This window comes from Streptomyces sp. NPDC098101 (genome assembly GCF_044760185.1).
Classification (GTDB): domain Bacteria; phylum Actinomycetota; class Actinomycetes; order Streptomycetales; family Streptomycetaceae; genus Streptomyces.
Window position 1 is genome coordinate 445,358 of the sequence record NZ_JBIWAS010000003.1, and the last position, 21,534, is coordinate 466,891.

The window sequence follows — 21,534 nt, forward strand, 5'->3', positions numbered from 1 at the left end:
GAGGGCCCCGACCGAAAAGCCGGGGCCCTCTTCCGTGCGTAAGCGGCGGGTCAGCTCGTCGGGTCCAGGCCGTGGCTGCGCAGCCAGGCCAGCGGGTCGATCGCGTAGCCGCCGCCCGGCCTGACCTCGAAGTGGAGGTGCGGGCCGGTGGAGTTGCCGGAGTCGCCGGAGTACGCGATGACCTCGCCGGCCTTCACGGAACCGGAGCGGATCTTGGCGCTGCTGAGGTGGCAGTACCAGGTCTCGGTGCCGTCCGGGGCGGTCACGATCACCATGTTGCCGTACGCGCTGTTCAGCTGGGTGCGGACGGTGCCGTCCGTCGCGGCCATCACGGGCGTGCCGCTGAACACGGGGAAGTCGATGCCGGTGTGCACGGACATCCAGTTGACGCCCGACTGGCCGAAGCGCGCGCTGAGCCGGTGGAGCTTCACCGGCAGCGCGAACTTGGGGCGCATCGCCTCCTTGCGGATCGCCTCCTCCTCGCGCTTCTTCTTCTCGGCCGCCTGGCGGACCTTGAGGTCGATGCGCTCCTGGGTGCGGCTGACGCGGCTGCCGAAGTCGCGGGCGTCGGTGTCGAGCGCGTCGAGCTGGGTGTTGAAGGCGTTGTTGGCGACGACCGGCTTCACGGCGTCCGGGGCGGCGGCGAGCGCGGTCGTGTTGTCCTTCTTCTCGCCCCCGGTGCCGGCGCCGGGGAGCCCGCCGACGGACGCGGCGGCGATGCCGGCGACGCCCATGACGCAGGCGGAGGGGACGGCGACGGTCAGCAGCGCGGACCGCTTGGCGGGCGTACGGCGACGGCCGCGACCGCCGCCGGAGGAACGGCGTACGGGGCGGCCGGCGGGGGAGTCGGTACGGAGCTCGACGGCGGGCTCGCCGTGGGGTTCCTCGTCGGCCGCGTACAGCTCGTCGGTTCCGTGGGTCTCGTCGGCCGCGTAGGCCTCACCGGTCCCGTAGGCCTCGTCGTCCTCGTGGACCGCGTCGCCCTCGGGGGTTTCGGCGTCCTCGTAGGAGAACTCGGCCGGGTGCTCGGCGAGTTGCTCGCTCTGTGGGGTGTACTGGTGGGGGACGACCGGCTCGGGCTCCGGAGCCGCGTGGTTCCACGCGGTCGCGTCGTAGGCGCCGGTCTCGGTGTCGGTCGCGAAGGCGGGGGCGGCCCACTGGCCGGTGGCGTCGTAGGCCTCGTAGCCGTACGCGCCCTGGGCGGCGTACGCGCCGGAGTGGGCGGTCTCGTACGGGCCGGTGTGCTGGGCCTCGGTCCAGGCGGAGGCGTCCCACTGGCCGGTCGTGTCGTACTGCCCCGTGGTGTCGTACTGCGCCGCGCCGGTCTCGTAGGTCTCGTGGATCTCGTAGGAACCGGTGGTCCCGTAGGCGGGGGTCCCGACGTTCCACTGGCCGGTGGTGTCCCACTGGCCGGTCGTGTCGTACTGCCCCGTGGTCTCGTACTGCCCGGTGGTGCCGTACTGCGCGCCGGTGTCGTACGTGCCGAGGTCCCACTGGCCGCTGTGCTCGGCCTGACCACCGGGGTACGTGCCGAAGAGCGGGTCTGCGGCGAAGCTGCCAGTGGTGTGGGCGTCGTCTCCGACGTACCCGGCGTGGGGGTGCTGGTCGTTCACCAACGTCTCTCTCGCCTCGGCAGCAGGACCAGTCCGGGGAGGGCCCGACGAGGGGTGTCCCGGGGGGAAGCAGTGGCGCGACTGTACCCGGCGGTATGCGCGGCGGACAATCTTCGGAGGGGTCGACGGCCGCAGGAAACGGGCAATCGGTCGCGTTTCACCAGCTCGCGGAGAGAGCTTTGGCCTTGTGTTCGAGAAAAGTTCGAACGGGGGTGTCGCGCGGTCGGGCGACCACCGTGTTGACGGCGGTGATGTCGTGTGATCGGGCGGTCGCGGGGCGTCGCGCGGTCAGGCCACGGAGGACGCGCCCGGCTCCTCTCCCCGCCGGGCCGGGAGGCCGGGCGCGTCGGCGTCGAGCGCCTCGCGGACCCCGGCGGCCACCGTCGGGTGCACGGGCAGCGCGAGATGGCCGATGCCGCTGACCCGCACGTTGTGCACGAGCAGGTCGGGGTGGTCGAGCCGGGCCGTCTCCACCGGCACCATCACCTGGTCGAGGTCGCTCCAGAAGCTCACGAACCGGGTCCGGCAGCCGGGCGCGGGCCCGGCCAGCTCCCGCAGCACCCCGGAACCGGGCCGCATCTGCCGCACCAGCGGATGGGCGGCGGCGAGCCGGGCCACGGTCGTCCCCGCGTGCGGGGTGCCGAGCATGACCAGGGTCCGCACCCGCGCGTCACCCCCGAGGCACTGCACGTAATAACGGGCGATCAGGCCGCCGAGGCTGTGCCCGACGATGTCGACCTCGGCGTGTCCCGTACGGGCGCGGATCTCCTCCACCCGGCGGCCCAGGAGCTCGGCGGCGGCCCGCAGGTCGCAGGTGAGCGGGGAGTAGTTGAGCGACTCGATCCCGTCACGGCCGTGCCGGGCGAGGGAGCGGCGCAGCAGGACGAAGACGGAGCGGTTGTCGACGAAACCGTGCAGGAGCAGCACGGGGCGCCTGCCCCGGGCGGGTCCCTGGCCCGGCCGCCCGTCCGGCCCTCCGTCCGGGGCGTCGGACGGGGCGGGGGCGAGGCGCTCGGCCACGATCCCGGTGGGGTAGAGGACGAGATGGCCGGTGAGGATCGCGATCTCGAGGGCGGTGGCCTTCATCAGGGTGGTGACCTTGGCGAACTCCATGGCCGGCCTCCCGAACGGCATGGGGGGCCGGACGGCGTGGCCGGTGCGCCGCGCCTCCGTGCCGCACGGACGGCGGCACGGAGGCGCGGCGACCTCGTCGCGGCTCCCTTCGCGACCGGCCCCGCCTGCGGCTGGTGGGCCCAGGAGGAGGGCCCGGAAGCGGGGGACGGCGCGGAGCGAACATGTCCCACGTGTGATTTCCCCCTCGCTGCCTGCCGCGAAACAGCCGCTTGCGGGATGCTGGGGATAACGTTCGTTCACCTCCCCGGCAAAGAGGCGCGGGGGTCGCATGTGGAGGCAGTGATGGGTGTGACCGGTCCGATCCGCGTGGTGGTCGCCAAGCCGGGTCTCGACGGCCACGATCGCGGGGCCAAGGTGATCGCGCGAGCGCTCCGGGACGCCGGCATGGAGGTCATCTACACGGGGCTCCACCAGACGCCCGAGCAGATCGTCGACACCGCGATCCAGGAGGACGCCGACGCGATCGGCCTCTCGATCCTCTCGGGCGCGCACAACACGCTCTTCGTGAAGGTCCTGGAGCTCCTCAAGGACCGCGACGCGGAGGACATCAAGGTCTTCGGCGGCGGCATCATCCCGGAGGCGGACATCGCGCCGCTGAAGGAGAAGGGCGTGGCGGAGATCTTCACGCCGGGCGCGACGACGGCGTCCATCGTCGACTGGGTGAACGCGAACGTCCGCGTGGCCGCGTAGGACGCGGTCCGCGCGCCCGTGGTCCGGTCCGTCCGCGCGCCCGGGACCCGGTCCGTCCAAAAGGCCGTGGGTAGTGGCCGGTCCGCACGCCCGGACGCCTGGCGCTCAGCCCGTTTGCGTGGCCGCGCAATACCCGGTCCGTGCGCGTCGTGCCCCCTCGCTGTCCAGGGCCCTCCCCCCGCGGGAGGGCCCTTCGTCGTCTCCGTACGGATCCTCAGGCGGGCGGCGCGAGTTCGGCGCGGATCGACGCGCGCAGGCGGAGCGTGGAGACCAGGCGCTGGAAGGCCTCCGACCAGTAGCCGCCCGCGCCGGGGACGGTGTCCTCGCCCTCGTCCGGACGGGCCGTCAGGGGTTCGAGCCGCCGGGCCGCCTCCGGGGCGAGGCAGCGCTCCGCGAGGCCCATCACCCCGCTGAAGCTCCACGGGTAACCGCCCGCCTCCCGCGCGATGTCCAGCGCGTCGATCACCGCACCGCCGAGTGGTTCCGCCCACGGCACGGCGCAGACGCCGAGGAGCTGGAACGCCTCCGACAGGCCGTGGGCCGCGACGAACCGGGCGACCCACAGCGCCCGTTCCTCCGGATCCAGCATCGACAGGAGCTGGGCCCGCTCGGCGAGCGAGGAGGTGCCGGGCCCCGTCGCGGGCGGGATCGCGGGCGAACCGAGCAGCGCGCGCGACCAGGCCGCGTCCCGCTGCCGCACGGCCGCCCGGCACCAGGCCGCGTGCAGCTCGTCCCGCCACCCGTCGGCGACCGGCAGGGCCACGATCTCCTCCGGGCCGCGCCCCCCGAACCTGGCCGGCCAGCAGGACAGCGGCGCGGACTCGACGATCCTGCCCAGCCACCAGGAGCGCTCGCCCCGGCCCGCCGGGGGGACCGCCACGACGCCGTCCCGCCGCATCGCCGCGTCGCACTCGTGCGGGGCCTCCACGCCGATCGTCGGCACGTCGGCCGTCCGGTCGAAGCCGACGCAGGTCAGGGCCCGGGCCGCCATCCGTTCCGCGAGGGCGGAGGAGGGCAGGGCGGAGAGCAGTTCGGCGGCGGTGGCGCGGACGTTGCGGCTGCGGTCGCCGAGGGCCTCCTCCAGGAACTTCTCGTCCGCGTCGGAGAGTCCGGCCCGCAGCGAGTCGAGGAACATCAGCCGGTCCTCCGCGCGCTCGGCGGACCAGGTGGAGGCGAGGAGGGCGAGCCCGGCGGCCGGGTCCGCCTTTCGTACGGCGGAGAGCAGGGCGACCCGCTCGGCGAACAGGCCCTCGTCCCACAGGATCCGCACCCCCTCCGCGTCCCGGGGGGACGGGAGGGAGCCGGCCGCGCCCGCGCCCCGGAGGGCGAACCGCCACTCGGGGTTGAGCCGGGCCAGCCACAGGCCGCGCGGCCCCGCGAACCGGAGGACCGGGGCCCGCAGATCGGTGCGGGCTCGGGCCGCGTCGAGCAGGGCGGGCAGTGAGGCGGGCGGCGCCTTGTACCCGTTCCCGTCGGCGAGGGCCAGCCACTGGGGGAGCAGTTCGGTGAGGTCGGGCGCGGTTCCGCGCCGCCCGTCGGGCGAGGGCGCGGTCCGCCCGGCGAGCAGCTGGTCGAGGCGCCGCCGGGCCGCCTCGGGCAGCGGTGCGCGCGGGTCCTCGGGCGCGGGCTCCGGCGGGGGCACGGCGGGCCCGGGGCGCAGCCCCGCCCTGCGCCGTACGGTGTGCAGCGCGGCGGCGTCGAGCAGCGCGACCGCCGCGTCGCCGTCGGCCGCCGTGTGGGTGGGTCCGGTGGGCGTCCGCCGGTCCGTCCCCAGCAGCGCCGAGGTGACGAGCTCCTCCCAGAGGCGGTCGGACGCGGGCTCGGCGGTCGTGGTGGTGTCCATCGGGCTCCTCCGGGCGGTCGGGTGGAGTCGTACGAAGAGGCGTACGGGGGCGTGTGGTTACGCGATCTGCGGTCACACGGTCACGCGGTCTGCGGTCACAGAAGAGGGACCGTCTCGGTCGGGGCGTCCGGCGACCAGGCGGCGAGCGGGGTGAACCCCCGGTGCCCGCACTCCCCGAAGACGGTCACCGGAGCGCCGCCGGACAGGGCGACCAGCCGCCAGAGGCCCGGGCGGGTCTGGGCGGCGGGCGTCAGGGGCACCGCCTCGTGGCCGTCCGCGTCGGCGAGCTGCCAGCCGTACTCCGCCCGTGCCGGTACGACCCCGCTCAGCGTCACGGGCCACGCCTCCAGCCACGGGTCCCCGCCCAGCGCGCGCCCGTACGCGTCGAGGGCCTCGCCGACCGGGCCGCCCGGCGGCGGGGCCGCGGGTCCCGCGACCGGGACGAAGCGCTCGCCCGGCTCCGCCCGCAGCTGCCCGGAGCCGGTGTGCGGGGTCAGTTCGCCGTCGAGCACCGCGCCCACCGGAAGCGACAGCCGGGGCGCCCGGCCCGCCGCCCCGTACGAGAGCACGAGCGCCGTGCGCCCGCCGGTCGTCCCGTACAGCCAGACGCGCCGGGTGGTCAGCCGGGTGTCGCCCGTGTCGTACTGCGCGAGGACGAGCCAGTGGTCCCGCACCGGGGCCCCGGCGACCGGTGAGGGGAGGCCGACCCGGGTCCGTACCGTCGTCGCGAAGGGGACGGGCAGCCGGTCGGCGGCCAGCCAGGCCCGGTCGAGGAGGTGGGTCAGCGCGCACTCCTCCAGGAGCCGCACGGGCCAGCCGGGCCCCGATCCCGGTATCGCGCCCAACTCCCGTACCCGGCCCGCCAGTCCCGGCGCCTGGGCGTCGACCATGCGGGCCGCCGTCTCCTCCCACAGGCCGTATCCGGTCTGCCCGGCCGCCGCCAGGCCGCCGCGCAGCAGATCGGTGAGCCGCCGCTCCAACTCCCGTGTCCCCGAGGTGATCCGGGCCGCCCTCCGCTCGGCCCGGCGGCGAGCCGCGACGGGATCCGCCGGGCTCCTGTCGGCCGACTCCCCACCGATCGATTTCCTGCCGGTCGACTCCCCGTCCGCCGACCCTCCATCGACCGACTCCCTCTCCGCCGGGCCCCCGCCGGTCGGCCCCCCGCCGATCGACTTCCCGCCGGTCAACTCCCCATCGGCCGTCCCCCCATCAGCCGTCCCCTCGCCGGCCGTTCCCCCATCAGCCGTTCCCTCCCCGGCCCTTCCTGCCCCGGCCCGGCCCTCCGCGAGCAGCCGACCGGCCCAGTCGGGCGCGGCGGACTCCCCGATCGCGGCCCCGCCCGACGCCCGGAGCAGCAGCAGGCCCAGTACGTGCCCGCACGGGAGCGCGCGGCCGGGACAGTCGCACGCGTACACGGGCCCCGTGGTGTCGACGACCGTCCGGTACGACCTGTCGTCGCCGTCCCGGCACAGCCCCCAGACGGCGCCGTCGCCGCACCCCGTGCCCGACCACGACCCGGCCGTGCCGAGCCTGCTCCCCGCTCTGCGCGACACCTCGTCAGGAGCCAGTGCCAGCACCTGCTCGACCGTCGGACGCACCCCCATGCCCTTCATGCCCACGACGTTAGAGGGCGCCACTGACAACGCCGCCGACCTGCGACTTCGCGCGATCGCGGGAGAGTTGAGGGGGAGTCGGGGAGGGCCGGGGAGCCGGTCGCGCGGCGGCCGGGAGAGGGCCGAAGAGATTTGACTTTACTCTCCCTTTACGATTCCCTGCGCGGGATCCACGCTCGCATCCACACACCCGGGGGGACCCTAGTGAAGCGCACCACCCGCACCGTCCGCACCGCCGTCTCCGCCCTCGCCGTCACCGGGCTCGCCCTCGGCCTCGGCGCCTGTTCGGAGGCCGCCGAGAAGGCCGTCGACCAGGTCGACAAGTCCGTGAACGAGACCTATGAGGTCACGTACGAGGTCACCGGCAGCACGGTCGAGTCCGTCGGATACCACGCGGGCGGCGGCACCGCGATGGAGCCGAAGATCGAGTCGGAGGAGAAGCCCACCACCCCGTGGAAGAAGACGGTGACCCTGAAGGGGATCATGCCGCCGGCCGTCATGCCCGTCTCGCTCAACCCCTCGGACCTCACCTGCAAGATCACCTACAACGGCAAGGTCATCAAGGAGGCCAAGGCCGAGCAGGCGGTGGCGGGCGGCTGCGTCGCCGTCTCCCCGGTCGTCGGCTGACCCCCGCCCGGATCGGGGGGCGCCACCCCCTCCAACCGCCCCTGACCGGCGGTGACATCGGATTGTCAGTGGCATGGTGCACGGTGGATCGCACAGCAGGTCGAACGATCTGGAGGGGGATCCATGCCCGTGCCCGAAACCATCGCGAAGCCCGGTGGCGGTGCCGAGACGGACACCGCGCCGGGGCGGCCACAGGCCTCCACCGAGGTCCTGCGACCGCACGCCGAGCACGCCTTCGCCGCCGAACTCGCGGCGCTCGCCGCGTCCGACGACCGGCCGCGGCCCGCCCGCTGGCGCCTCTCGCCCCGGGCCGTCGCCACCTACCTCCTCGGCGGCACGCTCCCCGACGGGACCGTGATCACGCCCAAGTACGTCGGCCCGCGCCGCATCGTGGAAGTCGCCGTCACCACCCTCGCCACCGACCGGGCGCTGCTCCTCCTCGGCGTCCCCGGCACCGCCAAGACCTGGGTCTCCGAGCACTTGGCCGCCGCCGTCAGCGGCGACTCCACCCTCCTCGTCCAGGGCACCGCAGGCACCCCCGAGGAGGCCGTCCGGTACGGCTGGAACTACGCCCGGCTCCTCGCCCACGGCCCCGACCGGGACGCGCTCGTGCCGAGCCCCGTCATGCGGGCCATGTCCCTGGGCATGACGGCCCGCGTCGAGGAGCTCACCCGCATCCCGGCCGACGTGCAGGACGGCCTCATCACGATCCTGTCCGAGAAGACCCTGCCCGTCCCCGAGCTGGGGGAGGAGGTGCAGGCCGTCCCCGGCTTCAACCTCATCGCCACGGCCAACGACCGCGACCGGGGGGTCAACGAGCTCTCCGGCGCGCTGCGCCGCCGCTTCAACACGGTCGTGCTGCCGCTGCCCGCGACCGCCGAGGACGAAGTCGACATCGTCGCCCGGCGCGTCGAGCAGCTCGGACGCTCCCTGGAGCTGCCGGCCCTGCCGGACGGGGCCGCCGAGATCCGCCGGGTCGTCACCGTCTTCCGCGAACTGCGGGACGGGGTCACCGCCGACGGGCGCACGAAGGTCAAGTCCCCCTCGGGGACGCTCTCCACGGCCGAGGCCATCTCCGTCGTCACGGGCGGCCTCGCCCTCGCCGCCCACTTCGGCGACGGCGTCCTGCGCCCGGCGGACGTCGCCGCCGGCCTCCTCGGCGCCGTCGTCCGCGACCCCGCCGCCGACCGGGTCGTCTGGCAGGAGTACCTGGAGACGGTCGTCCGGGAGCGGGACGGCTGGAAGGACTTCTACCGCGCCTGCCGCGAGGTGAGCACATGACGCGGCCCGCCGCCGAGACGCCTTCCGCTGTCGCGGCCCCGGCCGAGAGTCCTTCCGTCGTCGCGGCCCCGGCCGAGAGTCCTTCCGCTGTCGCGAGCCCGGCCGAGAGTCCTTCCGTCGTCGCGAGCCCGGCCGAGAGTCCCTCCGCCGTCGCGGCCCTGCCTGCCCCTGCGGCCCTTGCCGGGACTTCGTCCGGCGCCGGGGTCTCTCCCGCTGTCGCGGTCCACGCCGAGGCTTCTCCCGTCGTCGCGGTCTCGCCCGCCCCCGGGACCCCCGCCGAGACCTCTGCGGCCGCCGGGACCCCTTCCGCCGTCGCGGCCCGGCCCGCGACCCCCGCCACGCCCCCGCCCGGCACCCGCTCCCCCCGTACGGGACCCCGTGGGCCCCTGTTGCTCGGGGTGCGGCATCACGGGCCCGGGTCCGCGCGGGGGGTGCGGGCCGTGCTGGAGGCGGAGCGGCCCGACGCGGTGCTGATCGAGGGGCCCGCCGAGGCCGACGCGCTGGTGGAGCTCGCGGGCGACCCGGACATGCGGCCGCCCGTCGCGCTGCTCGCCCACGCCGTGGACGACCCCGGACGGGCCGCGTTCTGGCCGATGGCCGAGTTCTCGCCCGAGTGGGTCGCGATCCGCTGGGCCCTGGACCGGGGCGCCGCCGTCCGGTTCGTCGACCTGCCCGCCGCGCACACCCTCGCCGCCGACCCCACCTGGGGCGACGGCGAGGGCGACGAGGAGGCCGCCGGGGACGGGGCGCGGATCGACCCCGTCGCGGAACTGGCCGGGGCCGCCGGATACGAGGACGCCGAGCGCTGGTGGGAGGACGTCGTCGAGCTGCGCGGCGACGGCGACCCCGCCGCCCCCTTCCGGGCCCTCGCCGAGGCCATGGGCGCCCTGCGCGAGGCGTACGGACACGGCGGCCACCCCCGCGACCTCGTCCGCGAGGCGCACATGCGGCTCAAACTGCGCGCGGCGCGCAAGGAGTTCGGGGACTCCGTCGCCGTCGTCTGCGGCGCCTGGCACGTCCCCGCCCTCGCCCTGCGCACCACCGTCGCCGCCGACCGGGCCCTCCTCAAGGGCCTGCCCAAGGTGAAGACCGGGACGACCTGGGTCCCCTGGACCCACCGCAGGCTCGCCCGCCGCTCCGGCTACGGCGCGGGCATCGACGCCCCCGGCTGGTACGCGCACCTCTTCACCGCCCCCGACCGGCCCGTCGAGCGCTGGATGACCCGGGTCGCCGGGCTCCTCAGGGCCGAGGACCACCCCGTCTCCTCCGCCCACGTCATCGAGGCCGTCCGGCTCGCCGAGGCCCTCGCCGCCCTGCGCGGCCGCCCGCGCCCCGGCCTCGACGAGACGACCGACGCCGTCCGCGCCGTCCTCTGCGAGGGCTCCGACGTACCGCTCGACCTCGTCCGGGACCGTCTCGTCGTCGGGGACGTCCTCGGGGAGGTGCCCGAGGGCGCCCCCGCCGTCCCCCTCCAGCGCGACCTGACCCGGCACCAGCGCACCCTGCGCCTCAAGCCCGAGGCGGAGGAGCGCGAACTCGCGCTCGACCTGCGCAAGGAGACGGACGGCGATCGCAGCCGCCTGCTGCACCGGCTGCGGCTCCTCGGCGTCCCCTGGGGCGAGCCGGCCGCCGGCCGGACCGGCACCGGCACCTTCCGCGAGACCTGGCGGCTGCGCTGGGAGCCCGAGCTGCACGTCCGGGTCGCCGAGGCCGGCGTCTGGGGCACCACCGTCGAGGCCGCCGCCACCGCCCGGGCCGAGGCCCGCGCCCGGGACGCCACCGCCCTCGCCGACGTCACCGCCCTCGCCGAGGACTGCCTCCTCGCCGGGCTCGCCGACGCGCTCCCCGCCGTCATGCGGGCCCTCGCGGACCGGGCCGCGCTCGACACCGACGTCACCCACCTCGCCCGGGCCCTCCCGGCCCTCGCCCGCTCCCTGCGCTACGGCGACGTCCGGGGCACCGACACCGCCGCCCTCGGCGAGGTCGCCGCCGGACTCGCCGAGCGGATCCGCGTCGGCCTGCCGCCCGCCTGCGCCGGACTCGACCCCGACGCCGCCGCCTCCCTGCGCGAGCGGATCGACGAGGTCCACCGGGCCCTCGGCCTGCTGCCCGGCGCCGAGGGGATCCGCGAGCGCTGGACCGGCGCCCTGCACCGGATCGCCGGGCACGACCGGGTGCCCGGCCTCCTCCGGGGCCGGGCCGCCCGGCTCCTCCTCGACGAGGGGCGGATCCCCGACGACGGGGCCGCCCTCCTCATGGGCCGCGCCCTCTCGCCCGGCGCCCCGCCGCCCGACGCCGCCGCCTGGATCGAGGGCTTCGCCGGCGCCGCCTCCGGCGGCGGGCTGCTCCTCGTCCACGACGAGCGCCTCCGCGGCCTCGTCGACGCCTGGCTCACCTCCGTACCGGCCGGGGCGTTCACCGACGTGCTGCCCCTGCTGCGCCGCACCTTCTCCGCGTACGAGCCGGGCGTGCGCCGCACCCTCGGCGAGCTGGCCGCCCGGGGGCCGGGCGCGGGCGGCCCCGGCGCCTCCGCGCCCGGCGCGCCCGGCTTCGACCCCGTCCCCGACCGGGAGCGCGCGGACGCCGTCCTCCCCCTCCTCCACCTCGTCCTCGGCACGGAGGCCCCCGCATGAACCCCACGACGCCCGCGCCTCCCACGAACCCCACGACGCCCGCGCTCCCCGACCCCGCCGACGAGCGGCTGCGCCGCTGGCGGCTCGTCCTCGGCGGGGACGACGCCGACGGCACCGGACGCGCGCTCACCGGGACCGACGCCGCCGTGGACAAGGCCCTCACCGCCCTCTACGGCCGGAGCCCGGACGACCGCGACCGCGACCATGACCGCGATCGTGACCGGGGCCGGGACGCCGCCGGGCGGGGCCGCACGGCCGGGCTCGGCGCCTCCGCGCCCTCCGTCGCCCGCTGGCTCGGCGACATCCGCACGTACTTCCCCGCCTCCGTCGTCCAGGTCATGCAGCGCGACGCCATCGACCGGCTCGGCCTCGCCACCCTCCTCTTGGAGCCCGAGATGCTGGCGGCCGTCGAGCCCGACGTGCACCTCGTCGGCACCCTCCTCTCCCTCCGCGAGGCCATGCCCGAGACCACCCGGGAGACCGCCCGCGCCGTCGTGCGCAAGGTCGTCGACGACCTGGAGGGGCGCCTCGCCGCCCGCACCCGCGCCACCCTCACCGGTGCGCTCGACCGCTCCGCCCGGACCGCCCGGCCCCGCCACCGGGACATCGACTGGGACCGCACCATCCGCGCCAACCTCAAGAACCACCTGCCCGAGCACCGCACGGTCGTCCCCGAGCGGCTCGTCGGCCACGCCCGCGCCGCCCGGGGCGTGCGCAAGGAGGTCGTGCTCTGCGTCGACCAGTCCGGCTCCATGGCGGCCTCCGTCGTCCACGCCTCCGTCTTCGCCGCGGTGCTCGCCTCGATGCGGACGATCGCCACCCGCCTCGTCGTCTTCGACACCTCCGTCGTCGACCTGACCGACCGGCTCGACGACCCGGTCGACGTCCTCTTCGGCACCCGCCTCGGCGGCGGCACCGACATCAACCGCGCCCTCGCCCACTGCCAGGCGCGGATCACCCGCCCCGCCGACACCGTCGTCGTCCTCGTCAGCGACCTGTACGAGGGCGGCATCCGCGACGAGATGCTCGGGCGGGTCGCGGCGATGAAGGCCTCCGGCACGCAGTTCGTGGCCCTGCTCGCGCTCTCCGACGAGGGCACCCCCGCCTACGACCGCGACCACGCGGCGGCCCTCGCCGCGCTCGGCGTCCCCGCCTTCGCCTGCACCCCCGACCTCTTCCCGGAGGTCATGGCGGCCGCCCTGGAGAAGCGTCCCCTGCCGATACCGGCCGCCTGATCCCGGAGGCACCCGGGAGTGCGGAATCCGTCGTCGCGGACCACCCGCACGAGTGGACGGAGAGCGACTGAGTTCCATATCACAGCGGCCCCCGGACGCCCCTCACTCCGCCGCCCCGCGCGCCGTGAGCGGCCGGAACCCCAAGCCCCGCCTGCCACGACCGCCGCGGACGGCCCTCCCCGGCCTCCAGCGGACCGTCCCGCCGCCCCTACGGCCTGTGACCCGTATCACCGCTCTCCTGTGATCTGCGATTTAGGGACCCACGGCACACGGCGATAACCTGCGAGACGGACATGCCGCGTCCACGGTCACCGTGTACGCCTCCCTTGTGACAGAGCAGTCACGTTGCCCTTCGCGGCACGCCCACGCAGACAACGAACCGCGATCATCAGAAAAGGGACGGACGCGCGTGGACCTGTTCGAGTACCAGGCGAGGGACCTCTTCGCCAAGCACGGTGTACCGGTGCTGGCCGGTGAAGTCATCGACACGCCTGAGGCGGCGCGCGAGGCCACCGAGCGTCTTGGCGGCAAGTCGGTCGTCAAGGCGCAGGTGAAGGTCGGCGGCCGCGGCAAGGCCGGCGGCGTGAAGCTGGCCGCCACCCCGGACGAGGCCGTCGCCCGCGCGACGGACATCCTCGGGATGGACATCAAGGGCCACACGGTCCACAAGGTGATGATCGCCGAGCTGTCCCCGGAGATCGAGGCCGAGTACTACGTCTCGTACCTCCTCGACCGCACCAACCGCACCTTCCTGGCCATGGCCTCGGTGCAGGGCGGCATGGACATCGAGGAGGTCGCGGAGAAGACCCCCGAGGCCCTCGCGAAGGTCCCCGTCAACGCCAACGACGGCGTCACCCTGGAGAAGGCCCGCGAGATCGTCGCCCAGGCGAAGTTCCCGGCCGACGTCGCCGAGGGCGTCGCCGAGGTCCTGGTCACCCTGTGGGACACCTTCGTCGCCGAGGACGCCCTCCTCGTCGAGGTCAACCCGCTGGTGAAGACCAAGGACGGCCGCATCCTGGCCCTCGACGGCAAGGTCTCGCTCGACGAGAACGCCGACTTCCGCCAGCCGGAGCACGAGGCCCTGGAGGACAAGGCGGCGGCCAACCCGCTCGAGGCCGCGGCCAAGGCCAAGGGCCTCAACTACGTCAAGCTCGACGGCGAGGTCGGCATCATCGGCAACGGCGCCGGCCTGGTCATGTCGACCCTGGACGTCGTCGCGTACGCCGGTGAGAACCATGGCGGCGTGAAGCCGGCCAACTTCCTCGACATCGGCGGCGGCGCCTCCGCCGAGGTCATGGCGAACGGCCTGGAGATCATCCTGGGCGACCCGGACGTCAAGTCCGTGTTCGTCAACGTCTTCGGCGGCATCACCGCCTGTGACGAGGTCGCCAACGGCATCGTCCAGGCCCTGGAGCTGCTCGCCTCCAAGGGCGAAGAGGTCACCAAGCCGCTGGTCGTGCGCCTCGACGGCAACAACGCCGAGCTGGGTCGCAAGATCCTGTCGGACGCCAACCACCCGCTGGTGCAGCGCGTGGACACCATGGACGGAGCGGCCGACAAGGCCGCCGAGCTCGCGGCTGCGAAGTAAGGGACGAGGGAACCAGAGCCATGGCTATCTTCCTCAACAAGGACAGCAAGGTCATCGTCCAGGGCATGACCGGTGCCACGGGCATGAAGCACACCAAGCTCATGCTGGGTGACGGCACCAACATCGTCGGCGGCGTGAACCCGCGCAAGGCCGGCACCAAGGTCGACTTCGACGGCACCGAGGTACCGGTCTTCGGCACCGTCGCCGAGGCCATCAAGGAGACCGGCGCCAACGTCTCGGTCCTCTTCGTGCCGCCGGCCTTCGCGAAGGCCGCCGTCGTCGAGGCCATCGACGCCGAGATCCCCCTCGCGGTCGTCATCACCGAGGGCATCGCCGTCCACGACTCCGCCGCGTTCTACGCGTACGCCGTGGAGAAGGGCAACAAGACCCGCCTCATCGGCCCGAACTGCCCCGGTCTCATCACCCCAGGCCAGTCCAACGCCGGCATCATCCCGGGCGACATCACGAAGCCGGGCCGCATCGGCCTGGTCTCGAAGTCCGGCACGCTGACCTACCAGATGATGTACGAGCTCCGTGACATCGGCTTCTCGTCCGCCGTCGGCATCGGTGGCGACCCGGTCATCGGCACCACGCACATCGACGCCCTGGCGGCCTTCGAGGCCGACCCGGAGACCGACCTGATCGTGATGATCGGCGAGATCGGCGGCGACGCCGAGGAGCGTGCGGCCGACTTCATCAAGGCCAACGTCACCAAGCCGGTCGTCGGCTACGTCGCGGGCTTCACCGCGCCCGAGGGCAAGACCATGGGCCACGCCGGCGCCATCGTCTCCGGCTCCTCCGGCACCGCCCAGGCGAAGAAGGAGGCCCTGGAGGCCGCGGGCGTCAAGGTCGGCAAGACGCCGACCGAGACGGCCAAGCTGGCGCGCGCGATCCTCGCGGGCTGACGCCGCCACCGCGCAGCGAGCGGGCCCCGCCCCTCCCGGGAAACCGGGCGGGGGCGGGGCCCGCTCGCGTACGAGGGCGGCTATCCGGCCAGCGGGACCAGGCGCTCGGGGCCCGGGTTCGGCTCGGAGCGCAGGCGGTCGCGGAGCTTCACGTCCTCGGGCCTGAGCTTCTCCGGGCCGCCGCGCACCGGCACCCCGTTGACGGTCTCGCCCGGGGCGTTCACCGGGATGTACCGGGTCGGCGCGGTCACCGCCGTGACGCCGGTCATCACGACGAGGACGGCCGTCACGCCGACCACCGCCCGCGTCCAGGCGCGGATCCGGTGGTCGCTGCCGGTCCGGACCGCGCGGGCCGCCGGGAGCGCCGCCGTCGGCGCCTCCGTGACCAGCGCGTTCAGCCGCCGGTGCAGCTCCTCGGGCTCGGCCAGGTCGGGGTCCCGCTTCCCGAGGACCGTGCGCGCGTGCAGCAGCCGGTTGGCGGCGGCGGGGGTGCTCGCCTCCGTCTCGGCCGCCGTGTCCGGCAGGTCGAGGCCGAGCCCGTCGTAGAGCAGCACGGTGCGGCGGTACGCCGGTGGCAGTTCGAGCAGCGCGGAGAGCAGCTCCCGCTCCCCGCGGCCCGCCCCGGCGGGCGGGGCGTCGGGGTGCTTGTGGGCGCGGCGCAGCCGGTGCCAGGGCGAGAGGGCGTACTCGTACGCCGCCGCCCGCACCCAGCCCACCGGGTCCGCGTCGACCGCGACCTCGGGCCAGCGCTGCCACGCCTGCTGGAAGGCGCGCTCGACGGCCTCGCGGGAGAGCGCCCGGCGCCCGGTGAGCAGGTACGTCTGGTGGACGAGACCGGGAGCGGCGTGCGCGTAGAGCGCGTCGAACGCCTCCTCGGGGGTGAGCCCGCCGGACTCGACGGGACCCTCGCCCGATGCCGATGCCGATGCCGATGCCGCTGGTGCGGTCGGTGCGGTCGGTGCTGTCGATGCGGCCGGCTCCACCACCTCGGCCTTCTCCGGCGTCTCCGGTTTCAGGCGTTCCGCCGGCAGGGAGACCCCGTCGCCGGCCCGGTCGGCGGGCGGCCGGGAGGAAACCGGGGAGGAGGGGGCCGAAGGAGTGAGGGCGGGCCCGGAAGCCGCTTCCGCCTGCCCGGTGGGGGCCGCGGACGGAGACGGGCCCGAGGGCCCGCCCGCGCCGAGCAGCCTCGCGTACGCCTCGCGCTTGCGGCCCCGGGGCGCCGAGCGCCCGGTCTCCCACGCCTTGACCGTGGCTTTCGTGACGCCCATGGCCTCGGCGACCTGCTCCTCGCTCAGGGCGAGGGCCTCGCGCAACCTGCGCCGCTCCTTGGGGCCCGGCAGGGTGACGGAGGGAGTGGAATCCGCGGTGCTCCGGCTCATCGGCGTCGACCTCCCGCAGAGCTTCTCTGGGCGGAAAAGTACATAAACGTATCTTGAGCGACACAACGGATGTTTGCCTGTTACGCGGCGAAAGCGCGTGTCGTTGGGAGCATGGCCCCGTGACCCACGTGACCCAGCAACCCCTGGTCCAGGGCGGGCGCTCCGCCGCCCTCGCCGCCGCCTGCGTCCGGGGCGGGGTCGCCGCCGGCCTCGGCCTCGGCGTCCTCGCGGTCCTGGTGATCGCGGCCTGGGTCAGTTCCCCGTTCCCCGACGGCGGCCCCGGCGACGTCCTCCACGCCGCCGCCGGGCTCTGGCTGCTCGCCCACGGCGTGGAGCTGATCCGCACGGACACCCTCTCCGGACTGCCCGCGCCCCTCGGCGTCGTCCCGCTCCTCCTGACCGCCCTGCCCGTCTGGCTCGTCCACCGGGCCGCCCGCGACACCCTCGACCCGGGCGCCGGAGCCCGGGACCGGCCGCGCCCCTCGCCGAGCGGCGCGGCCGCCTCGGTGGCCGGGGGATATCTGCTGGTCACGGCGGTGGTCGTGCTCTACAGCGAGAGCGGTCCGCTGCCCGCAGACCTGGTCACGGCCGGGCTCTGGCCGCCCCTCGTCGTCGCCGGAGCGGCCGGGACGGGGGTCTGGACGGCGCTCGGCCGCTCCTTCCCCGGGCCGCGCCGGGCGGTCCTCGCACGGGCGGCGGGGCTCGGGCTCGGGACGCTGCTCGTCGGCGGCGCGGTCGCCGCCGCGGCCTCGACGGTCTGGCACGCGGGCCGGGCGCAGACCGTGTTCCTGGGCCTGGCGGGGGAGTGGTCGGGACGGGCGGTGGTCCTGCTGCTCGTCCTGGCGCTGCTGCCGAACGCGGCCGTGTGGGGAGCGGCGTACGGGCTCGGGCCCGGCTTCGCCCTCGGCACGGGCGCCCTCGCCACCCCGCTGGGCCTCGCCGGGGACCCGGCCGTGCCGCCCTTCCCGCTCCTGGCGGCGGTGCCCGCCGAGGGGCGCGGGACCTGGCTCCACTGGGCGGTCACGGCGGTCCCGCTGGTCGCGGCCGTGCTCCTGGGGCACCGGGTGGGCCGCTCGGCGCGGACCTGGACGGCCCGCGACACGGCGCTGACGGTCCTGGGCGCGGCGGGGGCGTGCGGCGCGGCCGTCGCCGTCCTCGCGACGGCGGCGGGCGGCCCGCTGGGCTCCGGCCGGCTGTCCGCGTTCGGCCCGGTGGGCTGGCAGGCGGGCGCGGCGGCGGTGCTGTGGGGGGCCTGCGCGGGCCTTCCGGCCGCGCTGGGGGTACGGGCCTGGGGCCGCCGCTCGCCGCGACCGAAGCGCGTACCGGCTCCGGCGCCCGCGCCGGACGCGCCGGACCTCAAGAGGACGGAGGCCTCCGGCGAACAGGAGCCCGCCCGGAAGGGGTGGTGGCGCCCGGCATGGATCCCGGCCCCGAAGTGGGGCCGCCTCCGGCGGACCGGAGCGGCGACCACCGGGATCCCGGCCCCCGGCGGCGCCCCGCACGAGGACCCGTACGACGACGAGCTGTACGGCGGCTCGTACGGGAAGCCGTACGGGAGCGCGTACGGCGACCCCTTCGGGGACACCGGCTACGAGCCGTACGACTTCCTCCCGGCGGCCTGGGAGCCCTCCCCGGAGCCACGACCGAAGCCGGACCCGGACCCGGACTCCAAAAACCCGGACGCCTAGGACCCCGCTACTCCCGGACCCCGAAGCCCGCCCGCAGCGGCTTCGGCAGGAGGTCGTTGCAGGCCAGCCGGCCCGCCTGGGTGAGGGCGTCGTCGCGGCACTCGTAGAAGTCGCGGTAGACGATCTGCATGGTGAAGCCGCCCGCCACGATCGCCAGGGCCACGCTCGACGCGACCAGACCGCTGATCGCGGCCGTCCGCATCGCCCGCAGCGGGGCGGCCGCCGGGGAGGCGCCCTGTCCCGAGGGCTGGGACGCCGGCTGTGACGTCGGCGACACTCCGGCCGCCCCGCCGGTCCCGTCCGCCGCCCGCTGCCCGTCCCGCTTCGGCTTCGCGCGCAGCGAGCTGATCGCCCAGTAGAGGCCGAGGGCGCCGAGGAGCAGCGCCAGCTCCGGGATCTCGAAGAGGGCGAAGAAGAAGCCCCACATGCCGGCGAGGATCGCGTACCGCGCCCGCCGCTGTGCCGGGTCCTTCGGGTCCCAGCGGAGCCCCGGGCCGCGCCCGGATCCGCCCTGCCCCGGCCCGCCCTGGCCGCCCTGACCGCCCTGGCGCTCGGGTCCGCGCCCGAAGCCGTCCCCGGAGGGGCCCGGCTGGCGCGGGCTCCAGCGGCCGTCGGACGGGCCCGACGGGTCCGGGGTCCCGGACGCGTCGTCGTCCGGGCCCTCCGGTCGCCGCGGCTGCCACGGCTGGTCCGGCCGGCCCTCGGGCGGCGGCGCGAACGGGTTGTTGTCGTCCGTGGACTGGCGTTCCGGCATCTGCTGAACGTCTTCCCTCTGTCGTCTCGACCACGGCCGCACCCGTGGTCTCCGCTGCTGTCTCGTGCTGACTCGTGCTGTGCGTGCGCCGCCCGGTCCCCCGACCGGGTCCGGCGTCGGTCCCTGACGCTACCGCCCTGCTCCGCCCCCGTCCCGTGGGGGCCGTCCGGTGTGCCGGTATCGTTGCTGACGGTCGAGCCATTCGTAGGGTTCCCCGTATCGAGCGGCACGATTCGTTCGTACGACCGCACAAACACCACGGAAAGAGTGACCCAGTGGCTGCCGCCCGCCTCGTCGTCCTGGTCTCCGGTTCCGGTACCAACCTGCAGGCCCTCCTCGACGGCATCGCCGCCGACCCCGAGGGGTACGGCGCGGAGGTCGTCGCGGTCGGCGCCGACCGCGATGGGATCGCCGGTCTGGAGCGCGCCGAGCGCGCCGGGCTGCCGACCTTCGTGTGCCGGGTGAAGGACCACGCGAGCCGCGAGGAGTGGGACCGCGCCCTGACGGAGGCGACGGCCGCGTACGAGCCCGACCTCGTCGTCTCGGCCGGCTTCATGAAGATCGTCGGCAAGGAGTTCCTCGCCCGCTTCGACGGCCGGGTCGTCAACACCCACCCGGCCCTGCTGCCCAGTTTTCCCGGTGCCCACGGGGTGCGCGACGCCCTCGCCTACGGCGCGAAGGTCACCGGGTGCACCGTCCACTTCGTCGACGACGGCGTCGACACCGGCCCGATCATCGCCCAGGGCGTGGTCGAGGTGCGGGAGACGGACGATGAAGCCGCTCTGCACGAGCGCATCAAGGAAGTCGAGCGCTCGCTGCTCGTCGACGTCGTGGGGCGTCTCGCCCGGCACGGCTACCGCATTGAGGGACGAAAGGTTCATGTCGGTGAACACGGACACCGTTAAGCCCATCCGCCGCGCGCTGGTCAGCGTCTACGACAAGACGGGGCTCGAAGAGCTGGCCCGCGGTCTGCACGAGGCCGGTGTCGAGCTCGTCTCCACCGGTTCCACCGCCGGGAAGATCGCCGCCGCCGGGGTTCCCGTCACCAAGGTCGAGGAGCTGACCGGCTTCCCCGAGTGTCTGGACGGGCGCGTCAAGACCCTGCACCCGCGCGTGCACGCCGGCATCCTCGCCGACCTGCGCCTGGAGTCGCACCGCGAGCAGCTCGCGGAGCTGGGCGTGGAGCCGTTCGACCTGGTCGTCGTGAACCTCTACCCGTTCCGCGAGACGGTCGCCTCCGGCGCCACCCCGGACGAGTGCGTCGAGCAGATCGACATCGGCGGCCCGTCCATGGTCCGCGCCGCCGCGAAGAACCACCCGTCCGTGGCCATCGTCACCAGCCCGGAGCGGTACGGCGACGTGCTCGCCGCCGTCCGGTCCGGCGGCTTCGACCTGACCGCCCGCAAGCGGCTCGCGGGCGAGGCCTTCCGGCACACCGCCGCGTACGACGTGGCCGTGGCCTCCTGGTTCGCCGATGACTACGCCGCCGCCGACGACAGCGGCTTCCCGGACTTCCTGGGCGCCACGTACGAGCGGAACAACGTCCTGCGGTACGGCGAGAACCCGCACCAGGGCGCCGCGCTCTACGTCGACGGCACCGGCGGCCTGGCCGAGGCGGAGCAGCTGCACGGCAAGGAGATGTCGTACAACAACTACACGGACACCGACGCCGCGCGCCGGGCCGCGTACGACCACGACGAGCCCTGCGTCGCGATCATCAAGCACGCCAACCCGTGCGGCATCGCGATCGGCGCCGACGTCGCCGAGGCCCACCGCAAGGCGCACGCCTGCGACCCGCTGTCCGCGTTCGGCGGCGTCATCGCCGTCAACCGCCCGGTGACGGTCGAGCTGGCCGAGCAGGTCGCGGAGATCTTCACCGAGGTCATCGTCGCCCCGGCCTATGAGGACGGCGCGGTCGAGGTCCTGGCCAAGAAGAAGAACATCCGCGTGCTGCGCGCCGAGGGCGCCCCGGCCAACCCGGTCGAGGTCAAGCCCATCGACGGCGGCGCCCTCCTCCAGGTCACCGACCGCCTCCAGGCCGACGGCGACGACCCGGCGAACTGGACCCTCGCCACCGGCGACGCCCTCTCCGGCGAGGAGCTGGCCGAGCTGTCCTTCGCCTGGAAGGCCTGCCGCGCGGTCAAGTCCAACGCGATCCTGCTCGCCAAGGACGGCGCCTCGGTCGGCGTCGGCATGGGCCAGGTCAACCGCGTCGACTCCGCGAAGCTGGCCGTCGAGCGGGCGGGCGAGGAGCGGGCGCGCGGCTCGTACGCCGCCTCCGACGCCTTCTTCCCCTTCCCCGACGGCCTGGAGATCCTCACCGCGGCCGGCGTGAAGGCGGTCGTGCAGCCCGGCGGCTCGGTCCGTGACGAGCTGGTCGTCGAGGCGGCGCGGAAGGCCGGCGTGACGATGTACTTCACCGGGACCCGGCACTTCTTCCACTGAGTCGCGGACGGACCAGCGGACCACCCGATCGGCCGGTCGGTCGATCGACCAGCCGATCGGGTGGTCTCTGGTCTAATGGGTTGCTCTTCTGTCGGCCGCCGGTAAT

16 protein-coding genes are annotated in these 21,534 nt (G+C 74.9%); 10 read left to right on the forward strand and 6 right to left on the reverse strand.

Going from position 1 to position 21,534, the window contains the following annotated elements:
• Positions 1-50 precede the first annotated feature (50 nt).
• Together ACIQVI_RS15045 and ACIQVI_RS15050 are read right to left on the reverse strand one after the other, a co-directional pair.
• Positions 51-1,613: a M23 family metallopeptidase gene (locus tag ACIQVI_RS15045; RefSeq protein WP_403595465.1), complete on the reverse strand. Its 1,563-nt coding sequence runs from the start codon at positions 1,611-1,613 to the stop codon at positions 51-53.
• A 288-nt stretch (positions 1,614-1,901) separates the two neighbouring features.
• The gene (locus ACIQVI_RS15050) at positions 1,902-2,726 is read right to left on the reverse strand and encodes an esterase/lipase family protein (RefSeq protein WP_403595468.1); all 825 of its coding nucleotides are present in this window, start codon (positions 2,724-2,726) and stop codon (positions 1,902-1,904) included.
• Positions 2,727-3,029: 303 nt separating this feature from the next.
• Here ACIQVI_RS15050 and ACIQVI_RS15055 point away from each other — a divergent pair, with 303 nt between their 5' ends.
• Positions 3,030-3,437, forward strand: a complete 408-nt coding sequence (locus ACIQVI_RS15055; RefSeq protein WP_030209190.1) for a cobalamin B12-binding domain-containing protein — start codon at positions 3,030-3,032, stop codon at positions 3,435-3,437.
• Between the two features lie 214 nt (positions 3,438-3,651).
• Here the strand turns inward: ACIQVI_RS15055 and ACIQVI_RS15060 are convergent, their stop codons facing one another.
• Both ACIQVI_RS15060 and ACIQVI_RS15065 read right to left on the reverse strand, forming a co-directional pair.
• Positions 3,652-5,280 carry a DUF5691 domain-containing protein gene (locus ACIQVI_RS15060; RefSeq protein ID WP_403595471.1) on the reverse strand — a complete coding sequence of 543 codons (1,629 nt, stop codon included), beginning with the start codon at positions 5,278-5,280 and terminating at the stop codon, positions 3,652-3,654.
• A gap of 95 nt (positions 5,281-5,375) precedes the next feature.
• Positions 5,376-6,893 (reverse strand): SWIM zinc finger family protein, encoded by a 1,518-nt coding sequence (locus tag ACIQVI_RS15065; protein WP_403595474.1) that lies wholly within the window; start codon positions 6,891-6,893, stop codon positions 5,376-5,378.
• A gap of 204 nt (positions 6,894-7,097) precedes the next feature.
• Here ACIQVI_RS15065 and ACIQVI_RS15070 point away from each other — a divergent pair, with 204 nt between their 5' ends.
• The 6 genes from ACIQVI_RS15070 (at position 7,098) to sucD (ending at position 15,162) form a co-directional block, all read left to right on the forward strand.
• Positions 7,098-7,520: an MmpS family transport accessory protein gene (locus tag ACIQVI_RS15070; RefSeq protein ID WP_403595477.1), complete on the forward strand. Its 423-nt coding sequence runs from the start codon at positions 7,098-7,100 to the stop codon at positions 7,518-7,520.
• Positions 7,521-7,643: 123 nt separating this feature from the next.
• Positions 7,644-8,801: an AAA family ATPase gene (locus ACIQVI_RS15075; protein WP_403595480.1), complete on the forward strand. Its 1,158-nt coding sequence runs from the start codon at positions 7,644-7,646 to the stop codon at positions 8,799-8,801.
• Between the two features lie 431 nt (positions 8,802-9,232).
• Entirely contained in the window at positions 9,233-11,434 is a 2,202-nt protein-coding gene (locus ACIQVI_RS15080) for a DUF5682 family protein (RefSeq protein ID WP_403595483.1), read from the forward strand.
• Positions 11,431-12,669 (forward strand): VWA domain-containing protein, encoded by a 1,239-nt coding sequence (locus ACIQVI_RS15085; protein ID WP_403595486.1) that lies wholly within the window; start codon positions 11,431-11,433, stop codon positions 12,667-12,669. The genes ACIQVI_RS15080 and ACIQVI_RS15085 overlap by 4 nt, the downstream gene beginning before the upstream one ends.
• A 409-nt stretch (positions 12,670-13,078) precedes the next feature.
• On the forward strand, positions 13,079-14,257 hold the full coding sequence (gene sucC / locus ACIQVI_RS15090; protein ID WP_351972157.1) for an ADP-forming succinate--CoA ligase subunit beta: 1,179 nt from the start codon (positions 13,079-13,081) through the stop codon (positions 14,255-14,257).
• Positions 14,258-14,277: 20 nt separating this feature from the next.
• A complete protein-coding gene (sucD, locus tag ACIQVI_RS15095; RefSeq protein ID WP_121833822.1) occupies positions 14,278-15,162 on the forward strand; it encodes a succinate--CoA ligase subunit alpha in 885 nt (294 codons plus the stop codon).
• Between the two features lie 80 nt (positions 15,163-15,242).
• Here the strand turns inward: sucD and ACIQVI_RS15100 are convergent, their stop codons facing one another.
• Positions 15,243-16,541 carry a sigma factor-like helix-turn-helix DNA-binding protein gene (locus ACIQVI_RS15100; protein ID WP_403595490.1) on the reverse strand — a complete coding sequence of 433 codons (1,299 nt, stop codon included), beginning with the start codon at positions 16,539-16,541 and terminating at the stop codon, positions 15,243-15,245.
• A 119-nt stretch (positions 16,542-16,660) separates the two neighbouring features.
• Here ACIQVI_RS15100 and ACIQVI_RS15105 point away from each other — a divergent pair, with 119 nt between their 5' ends.
• Entirely contained in the window at positions 16,661-18,229 is a 1,569-nt protein-coding gene (locus ACIQVI_RS15105; protein ID WP_403595493.1) for a DUF6350 family protein, read from the forward strand.
• 7 nt (positions 18,230-18,236) lie between these two features.
• On the opposite strand, the gene ACIQVI_RS15110 is transcribed toward ACIQVI_RS15105, so the two are convergent.
• The gene (locus tag ACIQVI_RS15110; protein ID WP_351972160.1) at positions 18,237-18,983 is read right to left on the reverse strand and encodes a hypothetical protein; all 747 of its coding nucleotides are present in this window, start codon (positions 18,981-18,983) and stop codon (positions 18,237-18,239) included.
• Between the two features lie 275 nt (positions 18,984-19,258).
• Between ACIQVI_RS15110 and purN the strand changes: the two genes are divergently transcribed.
• Positions 19,259-19,888 (forward strand): phosphoribosylglycinamide formyltransferase, encoded by a 630-nt coding sequence (gene purN / locus ACIQVI_RS15115; RefSeq protein ID WP_365542447.1) that lies wholly within the window; start codon positions 19,259-19,261, stop codon positions 19,886-19,888.
• Positions 19,863-21,428 carry a bifunctional phosphoribosylaminoimidazolecarboxamide formyltransferase/IMP cyclohydrolase gene (gene purH, locus ACIQVI_RS15120; protein ID WP_351974307.1) on the forward strand — a complete coding sequence of 522 codons (1,566 nt, stop codon included), beginning with the start codon at positions 19,863-19,865 and terminating at the stop codon, positions 21,426-21,428. The genes purN and purH overlap by 26 nt, the downstream gene beginning before the upstream one ends.
• Positions 21,429-21,534: the final 106 nt, after the last annotated feature.

What these genes read in the sequence shown, in the direction of transcription:
- ACIQVI_RS15050 (WP_403595468.1), bottom strand. Translation starts at nt 2,726, where the DNA reads ATGGAGTTCGCCAAGGTCACCACCCTGATGAAGGCCACCGCCCTCGAG.
- ACIQVI_RS15055 (WP_030209190.1), top strand. Translation starts at nt 3,030, where the DNA reads ATGGGTGTGACCGGTCCGATCCGCGTGGTGGTCGCCAAGCCGGGTCTC.
- ACIQVI_RS15060 (WP_403595471.1), bottom strand. Translation starts at nt 5,280, where the DNA reads ATGGACACCACCACGACCGCCGAGCCCGCGTCCGACCGCCTCTGGGAG.
- ACIQVI_RS15065 (WP_403595474.1), bottom strand. Translation starts at nt 6,893, where the DNA reads ATGAAGGGCATGGGGGTGCGTCCGACGGTCGAGCAGGTGCTGGCACTG.
- ACIQVI_RS15075 (WP_403595480.1), top strand. Translation starts at nt 7,644, where the DNA reads ATGCCCGTGCCCGAAACCATCGCGAAGCCCGGTGGCGGTGCCGAGACG.
- ACIQVI_RS15085 (WP_403595486.1), top strand. Translation starts at nt 11,431, where the DNA reads ATGAACCCCACGACGCCCGCGCCTCCCACGAACCCCACGACGCCCGCG.
- sucD (WP_121833822.1), top strand. Translation starts at nt 14,278, where the DNA reads ATGGCTATCTTCCTCAACAAGGACAGCAAGGTCATCGTCCAGGGCATG.
- ACIQVI_RS15100 (WP_403595490.1), bottom strand. Translation starts at nt 16,541, where the DNA reads ATGAGCCGGAGCACCGCGGATTCCACTCCCTCCGTCACCCTGCCGGGC.
- ACIQVI_RS15110 (WP_351972160.1), bottom strand. Translation starts at nt 18,983, where the DNA reads ATGCCGGAACGCCAGTCCACGGACGACAACAACCCGTTCGCGCCGCCG.
- purH (WP_351974307.1), top strand. Translation starts at nt 19,863, where the DNA reads ATGTCGGTGAACACGGACACCGTTAAGCCCATCCGCCGCGCGCTGGTC.